The sequence below is a fragment of the Cupriavidus sp. LA-1 genome (assembly GCF_055385985.1).
The window spans coordinates 18,999-38,966 of the sequence record NZ_AP031390.1; the positions used below are offsets into that span (position 1 = coordinate 18,999).

Below are 19,968 nucleotides of genomic sequence, written 5' to 3' on the forward strand. Positions count from 1 at the left end.
GTAGCCGTCCCGGCTGCGCTACCGCAATTTCTGTCAACTCACTGGGAGAATGAAGATGACGGACACGGTCGACACCAATGGCTGGCACACGGTGGCAGCCATCACCTATGCAGACGTCAACAAGGCGATCGCCGCGGCTGGCAAGGGGCCGCAATCCTTTGACCAGGCCGCGTCGGATCACTCTGCCATGGTCAGTGGCACATTTGGCAAGTGGAGCCTGACCACTGGCGGCTCAGGTCCCGTCATGATGATGGCGCTGCCGATCACCGGCGGCAATGTCATGGTCGGTGACACGCAGTACCCGATTACCCCATGCACGGCGACCATTCGCCTGCAGGCCACCTATGTCCCGCAGTCCAACTCTAGCGTGGTCAACTTGGTCAACGACAGCACGCAGCCGGTGGCGGTGGAATCATGCCTGCCCGCGCAATCGAACTTCCTTGCCGATGCCTCGCTGAAGGAATTGCTCGGCATCTGGCTGAACGCGAATCTCAACGCATTCAGCGCGGTGTTCGCCTCAGTCGACCTGGACGGCCAGTTCACGAAGCAGGGGGTGTCGTGGCTCAATCCGTCATTCAAGGGCTATGCCGTCGCGGAGCCGACGCAGGCGCCGACGCTGCAGAATAGTGTCTTTGCCGTGCTCTGCCTGATCGACGAGACGCCGGAACCCCCGGGACTGGTCTGGCAGGTGTCTCCCTATGCCATTCCGTCCGGGGCGAATGCCGCCTTCCTGATCGCGCCGGAGAAATTCCTGTCGCACATGATGCTCGCCGCCGTGCCAGCGATGTTTAACAACATCAGCGACCAGCCGCCTGCCAATAACTTCGCCATCGACAACTCCGGCACGCGCATCCGCAATATCAATCCGCTCACACTCAAGCAGGTAAAGCTTGAGAACAACAACGTGGTGACGCCCACGGTGGCGGCAAGCAACTTCACGATCCAGCTCGATGCCGGAGAACTGGAGATCGCGATTCTCGATATGCAGTTCGAGTACTCGCCTGGCATCACCGTCCATTTGAACTACAGCGGCCGCTCGGTGATCTCGCTGGACGCCGCCCATGACATCCTTCAGATGGCCGCCACCACACAGACCGGCAGCGGCAGCGTGGAGGTCAGCAAGGGGCTGGAGATCGCGCAGATCGTGCTCGGCGTGGCCTCGATCGTGCTTGCAGTAGTTGGCGGTGTCGGCGGGGCGGTAGGGCGCACCGCGAGCGCGGCGGTCGAGAGCGCGACGGCGGCCAGCCTTGGCGCGGCGGAGGCCTCGGGCGAGGATGCCGCCACCGCGGCAGAGGCCACGGTGTCGGCGTGCCGTGGCCTGATCAGTGGCACGCCCGCGGAGGTCTCGCAGATCGCGGCACGCTGCTTCGCGGTTGCGAAAGTCGCCGCAATCGGAGCCTTCTGCACGACGCTGATGCCGGCCATCACCATGATCATCAACGCGGTGGCGGACGGCGACTACCAGTCCATGCCGAAGATCACGGATCTTACCAGCAATGCCATCGGCAAGTCCGTGATCTGGCCGGACGCGGTCGGCGAGTTCACCTTGTCGTCGGCCACGCTCAATGGTGCCTTCCAGTTCGGCCTGGTGCACGCTGCAAGCTGACCCTGGGGAATCTGCCATGACTGCATTCACCGCGCCCCCGACTGACACCGCCGAAACCTACGGCTGGGATACCGTGTTCGCGACCCATATTGCGGACGCCAATGCCGCGATCATCAAGGCAGGATCGTCGCCGTCGTCCTTCGTGTCGGCCGACGTAGCCGACGGCTATTCCGTCAGCGGCAGCTTCGGGCCATGGCAGATCGTTACAGGCGGGTCGGGCGACCTGATCCGCCTGTCGATCCCGTTCCAGGACACTGTCGTACGCGGGCCCGGGAATGCTTCGCAGACCTGCGCGGGCGCCGCGCTGGTGGACGTGCGCCTGGCCTATCTCGATCACGACGAAGCACCGCCAAGCGGCGTTAACAAGGTGCTCAAGGTCCAGGCGCAATCGAGCGGACCAGACTATCCTGCCGCATCGGTGGTGTCCGTCACCTATGCGGCCACGGCGCCTAGCTTTCTTGCCCAGGCGGCTCTGGAAGGTATGCTGGGCGACTGGCTGAATGAAAACCTGCAGGATTTCGACCACGTCTTTGCCACCGTCAACCTGGATCGCACGGCAGACCAGGGCGCTTTCCAATGGATGCAGCCAACCTATGTCGGCTACGCATACGCCGACATGGGCACGCCAGGCGACGGCTTGCTGAGCGTACTCTGCATGACGCAAGGGCGTGCGGATACCGGCCTGGCACAGCAGGTATCGGGCGTCGTTATTCCTTCCAGGCAGCGTGCGGGCTTCCTGGTCTCCAAGGAGCGGCTACTCGCGAACCTGCTGCTGCCTTGCATGCCGCAGGTGTTCCAGGGCGCGGCTGCGTCTGATTTTGCCCTGTCGGCGTCAGGGGACGCCATCGTCAATGCGAGCGGCAACATTGGCTTCCAGGTCACGACACCTGCCTCCACTGGCCATGCACCCGTTACGTACCACGCGCAGGTCGTCAATCTCCAGCTGACCGTCGAGGCGCAGGAGCTGCAGATGAGCGTCACCACAGTTACGGAGGTTTCGCCGGGGATACAGGCCTACTGCCAGACGCAGAACTTCCTCGGCATCCGGCTGGTGAACAAGCAGGACGGCACGCAGACCCTTGGTTTTTTCGACAGCCGCCCGGCGGTAAAGACGCACTGGACCCAGGCCAGCCCCGGGATCGAGATCACGGAAGAAATTCTCGGCATCGTCGCCTTGCTGCTGGCAGCGGTCGCCGTCGTCGTGTCAGGCGGCGCCGCGATCGGAGCGGTGGCGCTGATCGTCGGGCTAGTGGCAGGCGTCATGACCCTCACCACGACGATCATCGAGTCGGTCGGCAACAATGACGCACCGTCGATTGACGCGCTTGTGCTCGACAGCAGCGGATCGATCACGTGGCCGGATTCAAAGGATTTCCAGTTGGGTAATGCCTGCCTGAATGATTCGTTGCAACTGGGCGGAACGCTGTCGGCAGCTGTGTCCCAGCCGGTGTCGATGGCAGTTGCGACGCGTTGCGGCGACGCCCTTCATACACGGTTGGACGGAAGTTAGTCCGTACATTCGACAATGGGCATTCCCTCCCAAAAGGCCAAGATCGAGTTGGACAGGACGATAGCCGGCGCGATTGGTTTGCATTGGGTTGACTGCAGTGCAACGTTGAGCAAGGCCAGCCGAGAGCAACTTTCGGCGTCGCAGTGTTGGAAGACCGCGCCAAAGCGGGGGCTGACGAATGGACTGCCGCTGAGAGTCCAATAAGGCACCTACAATGCGCGCATTGCTTCCGATCCCGGGCCGGCGCCCCCCGTCCTTCAACTTCGAATTACTCTGCGCGGCCTGAGCCCACTGGTTTGGCGACGTGTCCTCGTTCCCGAGCATTTGACGCTCGGGCAATTGCACAATGTCATCCAGGTCATCATGGGCTGGGCCGACGAACATCTGCACGCGTTCAGCATTCTTGGCAGGCGTTACGGCGAAGCTCATGAGGGCGTCCTGCAGTCCTGCACAGTGGCAAACGAACTGCCGCTGACCGAGTTTCATCTCCGAGAACACGAAGGCTCCGTCTACGTGTATGACTTCAACGCGTGGTGGCGCCGCGAGATTCGGATGGAGCGGCGTATGCTGCGCCGGCATCCTGGCCGGCTGCCGCGTTGCGTGGCGGGTTTCGGGCCTTGCCCGCCAGAGGACATGGGCGGGATCGAGAGGTATCTGGAGGCCAGGGACGAACGCAGTGAGTATGAGTTCCTCGATTGGCTCGAGTTACTGCGCGAGGGGCCAATCGTACTGGAAGACTTACGCGAGGAGGTTGACCGGTGGTTGACTTGGCTGGATCGTCGCTTTGACCGTCAGATCGTCAATGATCGGTTGCGAGAGTTCCAGGCGTGGACTGGTCGCCGCAGAATGTTCATGGGAAAAGGGCGGCCATGCGTATCAGCTCGCAAATCGTAGTGCAGGACGAAGGGGAAAGCGCTCGCCACCGTCACGGAGATCGATGCGCTCAAGACAGGGGATGTCGCCGAGGTCGATACCAGGCATGTCCAGATCTCGAACGGAGGTACGAGAATGTGCAGTGTGTGATCGGCATCGACCATGGAGCCCAGATCCGTAGGAAAGGCGAGGCGAGCCGGCGGAGACTGCACGCCAATGTCTCCTGACTCTACAGACGTTTGGTGGCCTAGGAGCCGGGATGCCGATAGCTGCCTGGGAAGTGACCAGTTCTCCGATAGAAGCAGTAGATCCCGCTTTTTCGAAGGGCTCAGGTTCAGCCGACCTCGCCATTCAAGAAGCGGGCAAATGGCTCAACTGCCCGGCTACCGCCTTTGCGTTTCCGCCATCTCTAGCCAGCTACGGTCAGCTGCATCGCGCGGGGCCGATGGGATGTTGCGATAGGGCACGATAACGGGGCCTTATCTCCCTGATGACGCGGCCTCGCGCGGTTCCCCCTGAGCCACAGCCCGGCCTTCTCTGCTGCAGCAACGTTCGTCAGTGGTGCAAAATATGCGCACAAAACGGCACATACTCGAACCTCACGGGTGACTGTAAATCACCTTCGCTGACGTGACGTTTCGAATATTGCGAATTCGATTATTTCGAATTATCATGCACGAACACGTAGCACTTGGAGTCCTTCATGCACGCCACCATCACCAACACGACGCTGCCCTCAGCAAACGAAAGTGCTATCGCCCGTGAATCGAGCCGCAGCCTGGCGGTAGCCTTGGACAGCCGCTCCGAGACGCAGCAGTTCGACTTCAAGACTGACAAAGGCGAGTTGCACAGCGTCACATTGCCCACCTCCGCGTTGAGGCTTCTCGTCGAGGTTCTCGCTGAAATCGGCCAAGGGAACGCCGTCTCTATTATTCCCATTCACGCCGAACTGACGACGCAAGAGGCGGCGGACCTGCTTAACGTCTCTCGGCCGTACTTGGTTCAGCTTCTAGAGAAGGGGGAAATTCCGTTCCGCAAAGTCAACACGCATCGGCGCGTCCTCTACCAGGACGTTGTTAGCTACAAGCAGCGCATTGATGACGAGCGACGTAAGGCACTAGACGAACTCGCGGCGCAGGCCCAAGAGCTGGACATGGGCTATTGAGCATGACTTCCAACTTCGCTGTAGTCTACGATGCCTGCGTTCTCTATCCTGCGCCGCTGCGGGATCTGCTGATGCGCCTCGCGCTGACAGATCTGTACCGTGCCAAGTGGACGAATGAAATTCATGACGAGTGGATTCGCAACCTCCTGGCGCGGCGGCCGGAGCTTTCCCCGGATCGCCTGGCAGGCACGCGCGAACTGATGAACCGAAGTGTTCGCGATTCACTAATTAGCGGGTACGAGCACCTTATTGAGTCCATTAAGCTGCCTGACCCTGACGATCGACATGTGGTTGCGGCCGCAATTCATAGCGGCTCTGAGGCAATCATCACGTTTAATATGAAGGACTTCCCGGAAGCCGCACTCAAGGAGTTCAATGTCGAGGCGATCCATCCGGACGATTTCGTCGTGGACCTCTTCGATCTGAATGCAGGGAAGGTCCTAGCGGCAGTGGCGGAACACCGTGCGTCTCTGAAGAATCCACCGAAATCTGCTTCGGAGTATTTGACTACCCTTTCGGCACAAGGCCTGACGCAAACGGTGTTGATCCTAACGCAGTACAGTCTGGCAATTTGAATCCCCCGGGCGGTTTTGCCAGCCCGTCCTCATCTCCACTTCCCGATGCAAGCGCTGGTGGGACTTGCTTCGTCGCACAGTCGCGTAGGCTGCCACGTTGGGAAGGCGCCGCCCTGCAGGCAATGCGCGCCGCGCGGGCGCGCACGATCAGGCGTCCCCGCCTGGACGAGCGCCTGGAACGCAAGCAATCTGCTACCGCCCATCAGGAGGCGGTCGACCGAATGTCGGATATCTGCAAACTTGCCATTGGTCGTGTCCAGCCGCTTGCTCAGTGCCATCCAGATGGTATGCAAACCAGAGCAATACATTATGTTGCGTAACAGTGCGTCGCATTCGACGCACAACAAAGAACCCGCCGAAGCGGGTTGATGGGTCGGGCGTCGGAACGAAGTAAAAGTGAGGTTGCGGCCCGGTATGGGTGGCCGCCTTTGGGTACGCTCGTTCCGACTTGGGGCCAGTCTACGAGCACCGGCTTCTGTCCCGTATTGGGGAAAATCGTCATTGCAGGACGATGAAGTGATTCGGCGTAGACGCCGTCGGTGTCCGCCAATGGGAGTGCCATCGTCCAAGCCTTGCGGCACGGCTTCGCGTTACTCCGTCAAGAACGTCTCACCTAGACTTGACACCAATCAAGGCGACGAGATACGCGACCGTCTAGCCTTCCCGTTTTGGCGACCCCCACGCCCGCGTTAGGAGACTGACTATGCTGACCCAGAAGACGAAGGACATCGTAAAGGCCACGGCACCGGTTCTGGCCGAACACGGCTATGACATCATCAAGTGCTTCTACAAGCGCATGTTCGAAGCCCATCCCGAACTGAAGAATGTGTTCAACATGGCCCATCAGGAACAGGGCCAACAGCAGCAGGCGCTGGCACGGGCGGTCTACGCGTATGCGGAGAATATCGAGGACCCAAGCAGTCTGATGGCCGTACTGAAGAACATTGCCAACAAGCATGCGAGTCTCGGTGTCCGACCGGAGCAATATCCCATCGTCGGTGAAAACCTGCTGGCCGCCATCAAAGAAGTGTTGGGCGACGCCGCAACCGACGACATCATTTCCGCATGGGCGCAAGCCTACGGGAATTTGGCCGATGTCCTGATGGGCATGGAGAGCGAGTTGTACGAGCGTTCTGCGGAACAACCCGGTGGCTGGAAGGGGTGGCGTACCTTTGTTGTTCGCGAAAAGCGGCCGGAGAGCAGCGTGATCACGTCGTTCATCCTTGAACCCGCTGATGGTGGGCCGGTGGTGAACTTCGAACCCGGCCAATTCATCAGCATCGCGGTTGATGTGCCAGCACTCGGCTTGCAGCAGATTCGCCAGTACAGCCTGTCGGATATGCCCAATGGGCGCAGCTATCGCATTTCAGTGAAGCGCGAGGGCGGCGGCGCGCAGCCAGCGGGCTATGTCTCCAACCTGCTGCACGACCATGTCAACGTCGGTGACGAGGTCAAACTGGCCGCGCCATATGGCACCTTCCATATCGACGTGAACGCCAAGACGCCAATCGTCCTGATCAGCGGCGGCGTCGGATTGACCCCGATGATCAGCATGCTGAAACGGGCAATACAGGACCCGCAGCGGCAAGTGGTCTTCGTTCACGGCGCACGAAACAGCGGGGTACACGCCATGCGCGACCGGCTGCGCGAGGCCGCCAAGACGAATGCCAATTTCGATCTGGTGGTGTTCTACGATGATCCGCTGCCGCAGGATGTCGCAGGCCGGGACTACGACTTCGCCGGGCTTGTGGATGTCAAGAAGATTAAAGATTCGATCCTGCTGTCTGATGCCGACTACTACATCTGTGGACCAATTCCGTTCATGCGCATGCAGCACGACGCGCTGAGAGATTTGGGCATCCATGAGACACGCATCCACTATGAGGTGTTCGGCCCGGACCTGTTTGCCGAATAGCAGGAAGCCGGTGGGAAGTGTTTAGGGGCGAACTGGCCGCCAGCAATGCTTCCCACTGGCCCGATCTGCGCCACACGGCAATCACGCGACTGACAGCAAAGCTAACAGTGATATCGTGAAGGTGCAGATGTCCAAGGATTTCAAGATGCTGTGAGCCGCATCTCCAGCACGACATCCATACAAGAATGGGAGGCCAGAGAAGTGCATTCTCAATCCGACCGCCGACATTTCCGCGGCGAAGCTGCTCGTCGCCATTGAACGACTAGCCTCCTGCACATACCGCTATGTTGCTCGCCGATAGCGAACCCCACTCGGTCCCTGTCGTACAATCGTGTCGACCACTCGGCGACGGCACGGTAGTCGTAGAGGTCGACGACTTTGCCGTTGATGAGATTGCGGCGCTGCGCGAGCTGGCTGCATTGGGCACTCCCATTCAGGTTCACTAGTGTCAGTGTCGAGCCATAGGAATACACACGACGGAATTATTACTTGTGCTGGCTGTGCTGGCTGTGCTGGTTTGGCCGCTTGGCTTCGGTGTTTGGACGTGGTCCCGCATCCTTGACGCTGCTGTTGCTCGCAAGAAATCGCATTGACAAGGCCACGTACTGGGGGCTTTCGTCGGCTCGATTTTCGGGGCATTCATCCTCATCTGTATAGGGCTGGTCGTAACCACATGTTTGGGCAACAACACCCCGTGGGGCTAGCAGTCATCGTGGTTTATTGGGGTCTTATGGCCATCGTGCTTGGTGGAATACTGCACCAAACACGGGGTAGGGCGACCGCGATGCGCACGTCGCCAACAGCGGCGCTGGGAAAGAAAGCCGGCTAAGAGCCATCGCCCCGTCGGGCGCCGTCGAGATGGCATGCCAGTAACGGGCCGGAGAGCCGACCTCCGCCAACGTCACAAACGGCGATGTCTTTGACTGGCGAGCGCGTAGCCTACGATGCCCGGCGCGGCGTCTTTGGCCATTACCCCCGGCTCGCGCCGTCACTTTGGCAGGTGTTGGGTATCCGAGCCCGCAATTGCCCGATTCTGTTCCGCGCTTGGCATGATCTCGTAGCGGCAAGAGCAGCCTACGAAGCCGTGAGCGTCAGTTTTGACGTCGCTTCACCATCGGCAGCACATCGGAATCGCCGAGCCGCGCCCGTAGCACGGCATTCTCAGCGAGCAATACCTCGTTGATCGACGCCAGCCGACTCATGTCCGAGCTGAGGTTTGCAATGTCCTGCCGAAGCTCACGAATTTTTACGTGCCGTCTTTAGCTCCAGTTGCTTTGCTTTGCGTTGCGCTGAGCGCGACTGTCGCGACCTTGGGCTAGTCGAATGGCTTCAGCAATCTTGGGGTAGTGGTTGTGGGTCAGTGGACCGGTCACCCCGGCCTCTTCGGCAACTGCGCTGATGGTCAGCTTCTTCGCGTTGGTGTGGCGAGCACGACCTTGCTGGATTCGAAACATCGCCAGGCGCAGATCCTTCTCGCGCTGATCTGCTCGCTTGCGTTGTTTGCTCATGGCGCGGCAGACCCCGAATTATCCCCCTGACTCAGGGTCACCAACACATCGCTACAACGCTGCATGTCTCGGCGGACCAAATTTCGTCCGCCTTCGCCGAAGTCATCACAGGCTAGCACTTCCTGCAGATGGTCATGGAGGCCCCGATAGAGCGGAGCGTGCTCTGGCCCGATGATCGCGTTGTTGCAGCCGCTGCAACGCGTGCGCTCTAAATCATTGCCGACACACCGGTTATCGTCGGCTGTGCACCACGCATGCCCGCTGCTGCGGATGGACCTACTTTCCGCCAACGGCCGAACCATCTGGCGGTGGTCTTTGAAAATAGTCACGGCCTGGCCGCCGCGCCAGGACACGATATTTCGACCGTAGCCACCGGCCAGGGCGGTGCCGGATCGCAGCCAGCCTTCCACGACTTCCGTCTTGATGTCGTCAAGTTCCGTCTGGATCTCGGCGTAGCGCGCAATCTCCTGTGACTCGTTAAGAGCGTAGCCTAGCGTCATGTCCATCGACCAATGCTTGAAGTGTGATCGTAAGTACCGCAGGTCTCCGAACTGAGTCCGGGCGGCATAGCTTGCGAACTTCCGTCGAAAGTGATGGCTGGCCAGTTCCCAACCCAAGCCGCAATTCTGCGCGAACGATTTCAACGCCTTGTTCCACGCCCCTAGTGACATCGTGCGCAACTGGTTGCCTCTGTTCGGCGTTATGGCCAGGAAGACAGCGTTCAAATGCAGTTGCGCCTCGGCAAGCTCAGGGTCCAGAGGGTCCTGCGAACGAAGGGCTTCGATCTCGGCCTCAATCATGGCCCGATAGGGAGCAGACCACCGCTCCATCACCTTCAGCGCAGTCACAACCGCCTCAGGAACCGCAGGCACAGTTGGCCGGGGCTGTCATGCGTCGGGCTGACGTAACACAAAACAACGCCGACGACAAGGCGTTGCTCAAGCACTTCGGCCCATTCTGGCCGCCTGGCACCATCTTGTTCGGCGCCGACGGGCGAGAGAGCCCGGTGCGGGTCATCGGCTATCAATCCACATCCCGCTTCCTTGACAGCCTCGCGCGCGCTTTCGGCAAGAAAGGCAGGCCCTAAGGACGGCATCTCACCGATTTCAACCGCTAGGACAACGTCACGTGCCCCGGCCGCCCCTTCGAAAAGACGGGAAGATGTTCAACTTCGGCGGGCCGGCTGCCTTGGCAGCATAATGTGCGTCGCGGCAGCCTTGTCGTGCCGACCTCGATGACCGGGTGATGTCGCATGCATCAATTGAAAGCACGAGTCTGGAGGCAGCTATGGATATCCTTTCCGCAAAAGCGATGGCGGCCTACTGGTCGGGTCCAGAGGTGGCGACGAACGTCGTCATTTTCCTAAATTTACTGGGGGCTCTGTTGCTAGGGCTCTTAGTCGGTTATGAGCGCTCGTTCCACGGCCGCGCCGCGGGTATGCGCACCTACGGACTGGTGTGCATGGCCTCGGCAGCCTTGACCGTGATCGCTGGATACCCCGGATTCTGGTATGGAGGACACGCGGCCACGCCAGAGTTCGTCGATCCGACACGCGTCATCCAGGGAATCGTCACCGGTATCGGCTTCCTGGGAGCCGGGGTCATTGTCAAGGAAGGCTTCAGTATCACTGGACTGAACACGGCTGCGTCGATCTGGGCTTCGGCGGCAATCGGGGTGATGGTTGGCATCGGCTTCTACGCTGCCGCGATATTGTTGGCGGTGTTGTCCGCGCTGTGTATGTCCATGATATCCAGATTGGAACAGCGGCTCCCCTCCCGCGGCGGGGTCGCGATTGTAGTGCGCTACCACAAGGACTTTTTGCCGAACGAAGAAGCGCTGCGCGAGGTGTCGGGCGAACACGGCTACGAAATCGCTCGCGGGACCCTGTCGATTACTTTTCGCGACGGTCAGCCCGAGTGGCACTTCATTGCGGTCGCCCGGGACAAGAGCAAGAGTGCCTCAGTCTCCGAGCTGGCACACATGATGAGTCAGTACAAGGGCGTAGAGAGCTTCCATGTCTCCCCAGCGCGGCACTGAAATCCTGCGCAACTCCTGCATGTGAAACGATCCGCGCTTGGCGGCTTCCCTGCAAACGAACCTGCTGCATCGCCATCAATATGGATTTCGGATTCGATCTTTGGTGTGTCGATCTAAACTAGCTAACCCGCGACTGCAGCCAATACAGCCAATCCCGCGAGCAACGCGCAACAAGCCGTCACCGAATTACCTCGTCGACGCACCCACAGCGTGGCTTCACGGTGACCGCTTTATTGCTGATAGCGGCAGTTGAGGCGCAGTTCCCAAAGCGGACAGTGGTGGAACACCGGCTTCTGCTCACGGTCGTCCGCAATGGCCGACGACTTGCCGGATCATTTCTATACATGAATGACCGGTACGCGCAGCCGACGTTCGAATGTCCGCGCGAAAGCATGGGTCTATGACCGCAGCCGGGAAGCGACTTCCGTCAGCCGCAAAGCGGTCGGCACTTGCCGAATACCGCCGTTGCGTTCCCCGTCCGCTCGGACAAGCAACGGGTGCCTCAGCGAGCGGCGTTCGGATGAACGTGAGGCAGCGCGCGGGAGGAGACGATAAGGCACGATAACGGGCGCTTATCGGCCAAAAGGCACTCAACAACAGCAGCCTTTTCCAGGCTGCGCTAAGCTGCTTGTGCGCATGCCGAGGCCGCCAGGCTATCTGCGGCTGATTGACGATGGTATCCCTCCATCTCCGAAAAGAAGACCACCGCCTTGCCGCTTAGTCAGTCCGCGGTTTGGCGCGGTCTTCGCGTCCTTCGCCCCGACAGTCCTCCAAGCCCATTCCTGCAGAGGGAACGGTCGGCGCGGCAACCCATAGGGAAGTCGCAGTTTCGGTTTGAGTTGGCACTCAGCGGATCAGGCGACGCCGCCCGCAGACCTCCGGCCGCAGCACTGCATGCGCGATGCAGATTCTCCGCAACTTGCCGTTACCGAAACTGCCCGTGGTCGACCTCGCACCCTGACAGTGTCCGGTCGGAGCCAAGCCCTCAGCAGGACGCAGCCTGAGACAATGTCAGTGCGCAATAGGCCGGCCGGCCTGCACCTGAGTGCTCCAGGGAGATGACTTCGTCGGCCTCGACTGCGCGCGCGCAGTATGCGGGTTCGACAGACTTAGCTATGCGCGCGCAGTACGAGGGCTCTGCCTTGGCCATGCGTGCACAGTAGGCGGGTTCCTCGGCTGCTGCCCGAGCGCAATATGAGGCAGAGGTCAGCGGACTGCCGAATTCGCGCATACTCAAGGCATCGCTCACTGCGGCCAGTTTCAACAGGCGGGCCTCATCTTCCGGGCCATCGATGCCAACGTACGGGTCGTGGTGCAGGACATATCCGAAGATAGTCTCGCAATCGCTGGCATAACGCCTCGTATCCAGGATGTGGGCATGCCAGAACGCATCCACCTGTTCGCTGGGAACGGCAGGCGTGCCCGGATACTTCGCCGCCAGCTTGAGGAATTCCCGGTAGCCGCTCTGCGCCTGTTCCAACGATTCCGGAGTCCAAGACGTATGCTTCTGGTGCAGCAGCTTGGCCTTCATCCTGGAAAAGTCGAGGGCGTCGATGGCCTGCCACATGATTTCAACGGTACGGTCCTGCATGATTTCACTCCCTGTTATTGGACTACGTAAGCACGCGCCGGACCCATTCAGGCGCGCATCGGTTGCGGTCCCTGCTCGAAAGCGGGACCATTCTCCATGCAGCTGGCCAGGAACGACGTGATCTTAGCCGGCGGCAGCGGATGGCTGAAGTAGTAGCCCTGCACTTCGTCGCAGCCTTCGCGGCGCAGGAACTCGAGCTGCGCCTCGTTCTCCACGCCTTCGGCGACCACTTCCAGTCCGAGTCGGTGGCCGAGCCCGATCACGGCGCTGGTAATCTGCGTGTCGCTGCGGCTTTCCGGGATGTAGCGGACAAAGCTGCGGTCGATCTTGACCGTATCGATTGGGAAGCGGCTCAGGTAGGCAAGCGAGGAGTAGCCGGTGCCGAAGTCGTCAATCGCGAGTCGCACGCCTGTGCGCTTCAGGCGCGAGAACCAGCTGGAAGCCTGATCGGCATCCCTCATGACCATACTCTCGGTAAGTTCAAGCTCCAGGAGGTTGCCCGGCAGGCCCGCTTGTCGCAGGGCATCGATGATGGTCAGCCTGAGCGACTTGTCGGCGAACTGCCGCGCCGATAGATTGACCGCTACACGTACCGGCGGCAGTCCCTGCGCGCGCCAAGCGGCATTCTGGCGACACGCTTCGCGCAGGGCCCACGCGCCAATCTCGACAATGGCGCCACTCTGCTCCGCGAAGGGAATGAAATCTGCGGGCATGACCATGCCGAGTTCCGGATGACGCCAGCGGATGAGTGCCTCGACCGCCGTGCACGCGCCCGACGCGAGCGCAATGCGCGGCTGGTAGTAGAGGATGAATTCCTGCTGTTCGAGCGCACGGCGCAGGTGCGACTCCATGTCGATGCGCCGCTGCAGGGACGCGCTCATGCCCTGGCAGTAGAACCGGTAGCCGTTCTTGCCAAGCTGCTTGGCACCGTACATGGCCAGGTCGGCATGCTTGAGCAGGGTCTGCCAATCGTTGCCGTCCTCGGGGAAGGAGCTGATGCCGATGCTCGCCGTCATGCGAAGTTCCGAGTCATTGACGACGAAGCCCGGCGCGAGTGCAGCCTGGATCCTGGCGATGGTCCGCTCCAGGAGCGTCGAATCGCCCTTGGGATCCAGCAGCACGATGAATTCATCACCACCGAAGCGGGTGATCAGTTCCACGTCATGCAGGCTCTCGCGCAGCCGGCCGGCCATCTCGCGCAGCACGGTGTCGCCAGCGTTGTGGCCGATGGTGTCGTTCACGACCTTGAATTCGTCCAGGTCCACGAAAATGACATGCAGGGGGTGATTGCCGGCGCGGGCGCGGGTCAGCGCCTTCTCGAACTCGGCCTTGAACATGAGGCGGTTCGGCAGGCCGGTAAGGACATCGTGATTGGCGATGAAGCGCAAGTTCTCCTCGGCCTGGCGCCTCAGCAGGAAGTGTCCGGTCTGATTGGCAATGCCGCCCGCCATTGCGAGCGCGTGCGCGTCCGGGCTGCGCCTGGCACGGGAATAGAGTTCGACGACGCCGAGCGTCACATGCCCCCGGCTCAGCGGGAAGGCGAACACCGTCCGGATGCCGCCCGCGTCGAACCACCCGGCTTGCGCATGCCGGGCCAGTGCGCGCCGGTTTGCGTACCATTGCGGCGCCTGCAAGACCGCGGCGCCGACCGGCCATGCGGGGCGTTCGGCAAGCCAGGGCTCCAGCGCCTTGACCCGGGCCAGGCTCACCGGCGGTAGCTTCAGCCCATGGCTGTCGTCGCCCGGCCAGAAAGCGCCGGCCTCCCAGTCCATGCCTTCGAGCAGTGTGTGGACGATCTCTTCCAACCCCTCGATTTCGCTGGTGGCGGTAGCCAGGTGCAAGGTGATCTGGTGTTCCTGCGCCCGCGCCTGCTCGGCGGACTTGCGCTGGCTGATGTCCTGCGCGGTTCCTCGCAGGACGGCGCTGTCCGGCGCCCCATGTGCGTGCCCGATCAGGTGCAGCCAGCCCCGGCGCCCGCGCCCCGACCGGTAGGGGCACTCAAACTCGAATGGCAGGCGGTCCTGCAGGGCTGCCCGCATCCTTTCGCGCAGCACGGCGCGGTGGCCGGCGTCGATCGCCTGGAACAACGTTTCCGGCGTCGCTTGGTCGCCGCGCCATCCGAGCAGGCGGGCCATTTCGCGAGAAAAGTGCGCGCTGTCCTTGCCCAGGTCGATCCGCCAGTCGCCCAGGTGGGCGATCTGCTGCGCCTCGGCTAGCGCGGCCTGGCTTTCGCGCAGGCTGTGCGTCATCTGTTCGGCCACTGCGACGGCGCGCGCCCGCGAACTCGACAACGCGTAGGCCAGCCAGCCCAGCAGCACGCTGATGATCAGGCCGGAGATCACCACCAGCGCCGGCAGATAGCGCTGAAGACCACTGATGGCTCTCGCATCGGCCGCAAATGCGATCACCCAACGCCGTCCGCCGAAATCCCGCACCACGACCTTGCTCAGGTCATGCTGCCCCCCGCCCGGGACCGCCTGGCCATCCGTCAGTGCCGCCGCGCCATGCGCGGCCAGCCCGGTCACACTGTCAAAGAGCAGGTTGGCGGCGGAGGGGGAAACCGCCGGCTCCGCAAAGTCTCCGGCGTCATACACACGGAACCGGATCCCACGCAGATTCTCGTTGCTGACCAGGTCTTTCATCAAATCGTCCACCCGGATCCCCGCGCCGACCGAGCCGACATAGGCGCGTCGGCGCGCTTCCACGGAGTCCAGGTCTGGCACCTTACGGTACACCGGCAGGCGCAGGGCGATGCCCACATGCGGGTTCCTGGCCTCGCTGAAGATCAGGCGGCCGCTGCTAACCGACTGGCCGGTATCGCGCGCCCGCTCGAGCGCGGCCAGACGACGTGGCTCGGCGCCCATGACGATGCCGATCGATGCCAGGTTGATGTCGAGCGGCTCGACATAGGTCAGCACGAAGTGGCCCGGCCGCCGGCCGAGGGGACGGACGTTGAACGTCACGCCAGCCTCGCGCAGGATTGGATCGCTCCGCTGCCGGGCGACAAAGGCATCGATCTCGGCCGCCGGCACGTACGGCGCGTAGTTCAGCGTCTGGAAACCGGGATAGCGCTGCGGCAGGTTCAGTCCGCTGACAAAATCGCGAAACTCACCGCGCGAGACATGGTCGCTGGCGCCGAACAGCGCCTGCATGGTCACCAGTACATCGGTATAGAGCCGGATGCGGGTATCGATCTGCTGGATGACGTCGCCCGTATCGTTCTCAAAACGCAGGCGGACATCCCGTTCCAGCAAATCGGTGCAGAACGCATAGACGAAGGCCGTCGTCAGCACGCCAAGCAGCAAAGTGCCCGCCGTGATGGTGCGCGATCCAAGGCGCCCAAGCGGGCGCAGCATGCCCACAAGCGTCTGGCGCAAAATTGTTTCCCCGGATGTCGACGGCGGCCACGCAACGTAGCGGTTGCCGCCAACGACTGATGCGAAAAATGGACTGCTGGCTGATACGGCTATTTGAGCAGCCGTTTAAATGTCTTAACAATCTATAGCAAGCGGGGGTTGACAGGCGCTAAATGTTTCGATGCCGACACCCTTCTTAAGTGGGGTGTCAGTTTGAGGAGCAAGGGATTCGGAGTTGTTGGCCTGCGCTGCGACGTTGACCGACTCGGCAAGCAGGCGCAGCGTCAAGTCAGCGGGCGACTCGGAAACCGTGTAAGCGGAAGTCGCCGTGGCACGGCCGCAGGCCGAGCGGGGGCGAAGCGGAAGCGGCGCTCGCGCGCCAGCCGCTGTAAGAATTGCGCCTGGAGCCACGACCTTCATGACTGTTGCACATCTGACGGTGGGACGCGAGATTCGCGAGAGCTCAGCAATTGCAGAGGTATGGCCTCACGGTCGATGGGCATGAACCCAAGACCAGAGAAATAGTAGGCGGCAACTTCGGTCCCTACTGCCAGGGATTCGATGCGGCAAAAACGTAAATCCGCCACCAGCGCGGAAGGCGACCCGGCAGTTGGAAGAGCAACCTTCGGCCATCCCGCCGAAGCTGCCTGAACAGAGGCGCTCCCTTGCCGCCGCCCGGATGTATCTCATGGATGTGGCAGAACGGACGCTCGGCCGAACAGGACACCCTATCAAGACGCGTCTGATTGAGGCGATGGACTTGGCGTCTATCGAACAAGCCTTCCAAGAGTTTCTCGACATAATGCGTGGGAGGGCCACCCCGGCCATCGTGGCTCATATCGAGGAACGCTTCCGCAACGTGCTTCCTCTCGGCAATGAGAATGTGGGGTATGGTTCGTCGGAGAGCGACTGAGTCCGTTGTAGAAAGCGTCGGCCGACGTAGGCTCGCGGTCGCGTCTATCTCGCATGAATGGGCACGCCGCTATTCCCTGCACAGCTGGCCTTTTTCTTGGTCCGTTGACACCGGACAACGGAGCATTGGTTCGCGGTCCGCTCTCGAAAGCCCGTATGCACCTTTTGCCAAAATAGAGTCGGCTGGCTTTAGCTCGGTTTCAATTGTTGAACACATAATGTCTCTGAACAAAGTTGCACCTGCCGAAGTCCAGCCGCTCGTCACTCTTGAGCGCTGGCGGGTCCGCGAAACAAGGTCGGGCCAAGGAAATTTGGTGGGGTACTGCGTCGAGAACAAAGCGGTTCGAGTGAGCAGCGCGATCCAATCGTTCGACCATGACGCAGCTGTCGGCGTAACCGCAAGCGGACGGCGATATTTGCTGTCGGGCGCGCCGTGCTTCGACGGTGACGCTAGGCGTGTTTGGGAGGAGTTGTCTGGACAGTATGATGACGGGGAGACCAAGGATGTCAGCATGGAATTCATGGCACCGGGTAAGCTGTGAGCCTGACCGGTTGCCAAAGGCATTATCGAGCATCGAACCCGTGTCATAGAGGGAGCCGGCGCACTGCTACAATTGGCTATCCTGCTGGCCAACCGGAGGACCGCATGACTCACGATCCAGCGTTCCAGCGCAAAAACCTCACCGAGGAGAATCTCGCGCTTCGCGACGAGGCCACGCGGTGGATGATGGAGCTGCCCGCCCATGTCCGGCCAGTCGAGCTCGGGCGTAGGTTTCCACGCATCATCAATACCATTGCCGCCAAATGGTTTGATGTGATTGGTTGTCGCCACTACTTGAACAGCTTGCAGTTTGACGACCGTGGCGGCCGCTATGGCTTTTCGTTCAACATCGTGCAGGAGATTGATGTGCTGCGCCAGCACTTTGACGCAGTCTATCCGCCCGACCCAGATGTCTGGCAGAACGCCTTCGACGCGGAGAAGCGTTGACGGGGGTCCACCGGGCAGCCTGTCATTTCAAGACCCGTCGTGCCTACTGTTGCCCTATGCCTCGCAATCCGACCGGGGCGGTTGACGCCCTTACCTGATCAACGATTCGTCAAGCCACGAGGCGTCACAGGGCACAGCCAGATTCACTCGGGGCGGGGTGGCGCAACGAAAAGGCGCGTGCCATATAGAAATGACCGGCATAAAGTCTGGACATAGTACTCAAAATGTCGCACGGTCTGACGGCGTCGCCGCCACTTTTGTGCCGGCGACAGGCATGATCAAAACCAGGCAGCGAGGTGCCGCGGACGGCAAGGGATGTAAGCTGCTATGCGGTCGTCTCATGCCGACCCGGAAATGACAGTGGTCTCCTCGAAAGCGGTCATTCTAAAAGTCGAAACGGAAATGTAAGGCGGCCACCGACAGTCGGCCTGCTCAAGATCGCGTGCGGTTTCGGAGTACTGAAAGCGATCGATTTTCCGGCGAGTCGTTCGCTGTGCGCTACGGCAAAACAAGTACTGATATGCTTGGCAACCTACACTAGCACTCTCCGAGCGAGCTAGTGGCTCAACATAAAGTTCAGCCGCACGGGGCGGACCAAATCAGGACGAGAATCAGCGATGAGTGCTACATTGAACGACGCCCCGCTACAAAGCCGCCTGCTGTTGCCGCCGGAGCGGCCGACGCTTGCGCCCGGCATCGTGCACAGCAATTTCGGCGTGCAAGGCGACGCCCGTCAAAGCTTCCGGGCCTGGCAGGAGCGTATGAGTCCTGTCTACGACATTCGGCCTTCGTCAAAGCAAGCTGAGGATACGTTCGATGCATCGCTGTCTCGTTACACGATCGACAATCTGACCTTCTTCGACTTCCGCACCGGGCCGAACGTGGCCGTGCGATCGTTGGGTCGGGTTTCGACCGAGAGCATTCGTGACATAAGCTTCAGCGTGTTCATTGAAGGGCCACCGGGGCAGTTCCTGAACGGCAAGCCGCGGCTCGACGCGCCGCACATCCCGCAAGTGCCAAGTGTCCTCGCGCTGGACATGGATCAGCCGTGCACAATCCGGAGTTTTCATGGTCGGATACTGCTCCTTTTTGTGCCGCGCGATTTGGTGGAAAGGTCGTTCCCTGATGCCGCTTCGCTGCATGGCCGCTGGATTCACGCCACCACCCCTTTGACACGGTTGATGATTGAGCATCTAGTTGCGTTAAATCGACAAATCGTCCAGCTCGACCGGGAGGAAGCGCGTCAGCGCTTTCTCACCGCGATAGAGCTACTTGTCGCCGCTTTCAGCCGTCAAGCAGGTCTTTCCGGCAATGGCCGCGCGGCGGTACGTGCTGCCGTCTATGGACAGGTGCGGCGACATGTCGAGGCCAATCTGCACGATCCGGATTTGTCGCCTGACAGCGTGTTGGCATCGCTGCATCTCTCACGCGCCAGCGTGTACCGTCTCTTTGAGCATGAGGGCGGCCTGGCCGCTTATATCCGCAGCCGCAGGCTGCGAATGGCGGCCGATGAGCTGGTGCGTTTTCCGCATATAGAGGTACAGGATATTGCCTCGGGGTTGGGTTTCAATGATGCGTCAAGCTTTACGCGTGCATTCCGTCGCGCCTTCGACATCGCGCCACGGGAATTACACGAGTACGCGCCGTTGCTCCAGCGCAAACATGCAACACGAGTGCGCTTCACATAGACGGGCAGTGTTGAACAGGTTGGGTCGTTAGCTGCGATCGGGGGCGCGAAATCACAAGGCCGTGTCAGTTCGACAGAAGGCCTCGCCAGCACAGAGGTGCCTGCATATTGCCAGCGATCTACGCAACCTTGCCGAGTGACCGAGCCTGGCCGGTGAGCGACGGTTTGCGGGCTCGGGGCGACCGGCCGTAGCCTTTATAGCCGTTACGAGTAGCGGCAGGTGAACGGCCGCTTCCAAAGTACAA

Annotated in this window: 15 protein-coding genes and 1 pseudogene; 12 read left to right on the forward strand and 4 right to left on the reverse strand. The window is 60.9% G+C overall.

The genetic code is table 11. The features are described from left to right. Positions 1–55: 55 nt before the first annotated feature. From ACZ5MJ_RS34305 to hmpA, 6 genes are all read left to right on the forward strand, one after another. Positions 56–1,606 (forward strand): TULIP family P47-like protein, encoded by a 1,551-nt coding sequence (locus tag ACZ5MJ_RS34305; RefSeq protein ID WP_464227286.1) that lies wholly within the window; start codon positions 56–58, stop codon positions 1,604–1,606. Between the two features lie 16 nt (positions 1,607–1,622). Continuing rightward, positions 1,623–3,116, forward strand: a complete 1,494-nt coding sequence (locus ACZ5MJ_RS34310) for a TULIP family P47-like protein (protein ID WP_464227287.1) — start codon at positions 1,623–1,625, stop codon at positions 3,114–3,116. A 291-nt stretch (positions 3,117–3,407) separates the two neighbouring features. After that, the gene (locus tag ACZ5MJ_RS34315; RefSeq protein ID WP_464227515.1) at positions 3,408–4,010 is read left to right on the forward strand and encodes a plasmid pRiA4b ORF-3 family protein; all 603 of its coding nucleotides are present in this window, start codon (positions 3,408–3,410) and stop codon (positions 4,008–4,010) included. 682 nt (positions 4,011–4,692) lie between these two features. After that, on the forward strand, positions 4,693–5,154 hold the full coding sequence (locus ACZ5MJ_RS34320; RefSeq protein WP_039014334.1) for an excisionase family DNA-binding protein: 462 nt from the start codon (positions 4,693–4,695) through the stop codon (positions 5,152–5,154). A gap of 2 nt (positions 5,155–5,156) precedes the next feature. Then, positions 5,157–5,729: a PIN domain-containing protein gene (locus ACZ5MJ_RS34325; protein ID WP_464227288.1), complete on the forward strand. Its 573-nt coding sequence runs from the start codon at positions 5,157–5,159 to the stop codon at positions 5,727–5,729. A gap of 697 nt (positions 5,730–6,426) precedes the next feature. Next, a complete protein-coding gene (gene hmpA, locus ACZ5MJ_RS34330) occupies positions 6,427–7,644 on the forward strand; it encodes an NO-inducible flavohemoprotein (protein WP_464227516.1) in 1,218 nt (405 codons plus the stop codon). Positions 7,645–8,903: 1,259 nt separating this feature from the next. Here hmpA and ACZ5MJ_RS34335 read toward each other — a convergent pair. Then, complete coding sequence (locus ACZ5MJ_RS34335; protein WP_464227289.1) at positions 8,904–9,152, reverse strand: hypothetical protein; 249 nt, start codon at positions 9,150–9,152, stop codon at positions 8,904–8,906. Further along, on the reverse strand, positions 9,149–10,000 hold the full coding sequence (locus ACZ5MJ_RS34340) for a site-specific integrase (protein ID WP_464227290.1): 852 nt from the start codon (positions 9,998–10,000) through the stop codon (positions 9,149–9,151). The genes ACZ5MJ_RS34335 and ACZ5MJ_RS34340 overlap by 4 nt, the downstream gene beginning before the upstream one ends. A 44-nt stretch (positions 10,001–10,044) precedes the next feature. On the opposite strand from ACZ5MJ_RS34340, the pseudogene ACZ5MJ_RS34345 reads away from it, so the two are divergent. Together ACZ5MJ_RS34345 and ACZ5MJ_RS34350 are read left to right on the forward strand one after the other, a co-directional pair. Then, a pseudogene (locus ACZ5MJ_RS34345) lies at positions 10,045–10,239 on the forward strand (thioredoxin domain-containing protein); the annotation flags it as partial. A 200-nt stretch (positions 10,240–10,439) separates the two neighbouring features. Beyond that, positions 10,440–11,189, forward strand: a complete 750-nt coding sequence (locus ACZ5MJ_RS34350) for an MgtC/SapB family protein (protein WP_464227291.1) — start codon at positions 10,440–10,442, stop codon at positions 11,187–11,189. A gap of 985 nt (positions 11,190–12,174) precedes the next feature. Here the strand turns inward: ACZ5MJ_RS34350 and ACZ5MJ_RS34355 are convergent. After that, positions 12,175–12,780 (reverse strand): glycine-rich domain-containing protein, encoded by a 606-nt coding sequence (locus ACZ5MJ_RS34355; protein ID WP_464227292.1) that lies wholly within the window; start codon positions 12,778–12,780, stop codon positions 12,175–12,177. Between the two features lie 47 nt (positions 12,781–12,827). After that, positions 12,828–16,136, reverse strand: coding sequence for a bifunctional diguanylate cyclase/phosphodiesterase (locus ACZ5MJ_RS34360; protein WP_464227518.1), 3,309 nt, complete (start codon positions 16,134–16,136; stop codon positions 12,828–12,830). 610 nt (positions 16,137–16,746) lie between these two features. On the opposite strand from ACZ5MJ_RS34360, the gene ACZ5MJ_RS34365 reads away from it, so the two are divergent. From ACZ5MJ_RS34365 to ACZ5MJ_RS34380, 4 genes are all read left to right on the forward strand, one after another. Next, positions 16,747–17,049: a hypothetical protein gene (locus ACZ5MJ_RS34365; RefSeq protein WP_464227293.1), complete on the forward strand. Its 303-nt coding sequence runs from the start codon at positions 16,747–16,749 to the stop codon at positions 17,047–17,049. 217 nt (positions 17,050–17,266) lie between these two features. Next, on the forward strand, positions 17,267–17,590 hold the full coding sequence (locus tag ACZ5MJ_RS34370) for a hypothetical protein (protein ID WP_464227294.1): 324 nt from the start codon (positions 17,267–17,269) through the stop codon (positions 17,588–17,590). A gap of 104 nt (positions 17,591–17,694) precedes the next feature. Next, positions 17,695–18,036, forward strand: coding sequence for a hypothetical protein (locus tag ACZ5MJ_RS34375; protein ID WP_464227295.1), 342 nt, complete (start codon positions 17,695–17,697; stop codon positions 18,034–18,036). Between the two features lie 617 nt (positions 18,037–18,653). Beyond that, positions 18,654–19,724: a helix-turn-helix domain-containing protein gene (locus ACZ5MJ_RS34380; protein WP_464227296.1), complete on the forward strand. Its 1,071-nt coding sequence runs from the start codon at positions 18,654–18,656 to the stop codon at positions 19,722–19,724. The last annotated feature ends 244 nt before the right edge of the window (positions 19,725–19,968 follow it).

Bases quoted from the DNA above. Each gene is read 5' to 3' on its own strand.
- ACZ5MJ_RS34370 (WP_464227294.1), top strand. From the start codon at position 17,267: ATGTCTCTGAACAAAGTTGCACCTGCCGAAGTCCAGCCGCTCGTCACT.
- ACZ5MJ_RS34335 (WP_464227289.1), bottom strand. From the start codon at position 9,152: ATGAGCAAACAACGCAAGCGAGCAGATCAGCGCGAGAAGGATCTGCGC.
- ACZ5MJ_RS34375 (WP_464227295.1), top strand. From the start codon at position 17,695: ATGACTCACGATCCAGCGTTCCAGCGCAAAAACCTCACCGAGGAGAAT.
- ACZ5MJ_RS34350 (WP_464227291.1), top strand. From the start codon at position 10,440: ATGGATATCCTTTCCGCAAAAGCGATGGCGGCCTACTGGTCGGGTCCA.
- ACZ5MJ_RS34320 (WP_039014334.1), top strand. From the start codon at position 4,693: ATGCACGCCACCATCACCAACACGACGCTGCCCTCAGCAAACGAAAGT.
- ACZ5MJ_RS34360 (WP_464227518.1), bottom strand. From the start codon at position 16,136: ATGCTGCGCCCGCTTGGGCGCCTTGGATCGCGCACCATCACGGCGGGC.
- ACZ5MJ_RS34380 (WP_464227296.1), top strand. From the start codon at position 18,654: ATGAGTGCTACATTGAACGACGCCCCGCTACAAAGCCGCCTGCTGTTG.
- ACZ5MJ_RS34325 (WP_464227288.1), top strand. From the start codon at position 5,157: ATGACTTCCAACTTCGCTGTAGTCTACGATGCCTGCGTTCTCTATCCT.
- ACZ5MJ_RS34310 (WP_464227287.1), top strand. From the start codon at position 1,623: ATGACTGCATTCACCGCGCCCCCGACTGACACCGCCGAAACCTACGGC.
- ACZ5MJ_RS34355 (WP_464227292.1), bottom strand. From the start codon at position 12,780: ATGCAGGACCGTACCGTTGAAATCATGTGGCAGGCCATCGACGCCCTC.
- ACZ5MJ_RS34305 (WP_464227286.1), top strand. From the start codon at position 56: ATGACGGACACGGTCGACACCAATGGCTGGCACACGGTGGCAGCCATC.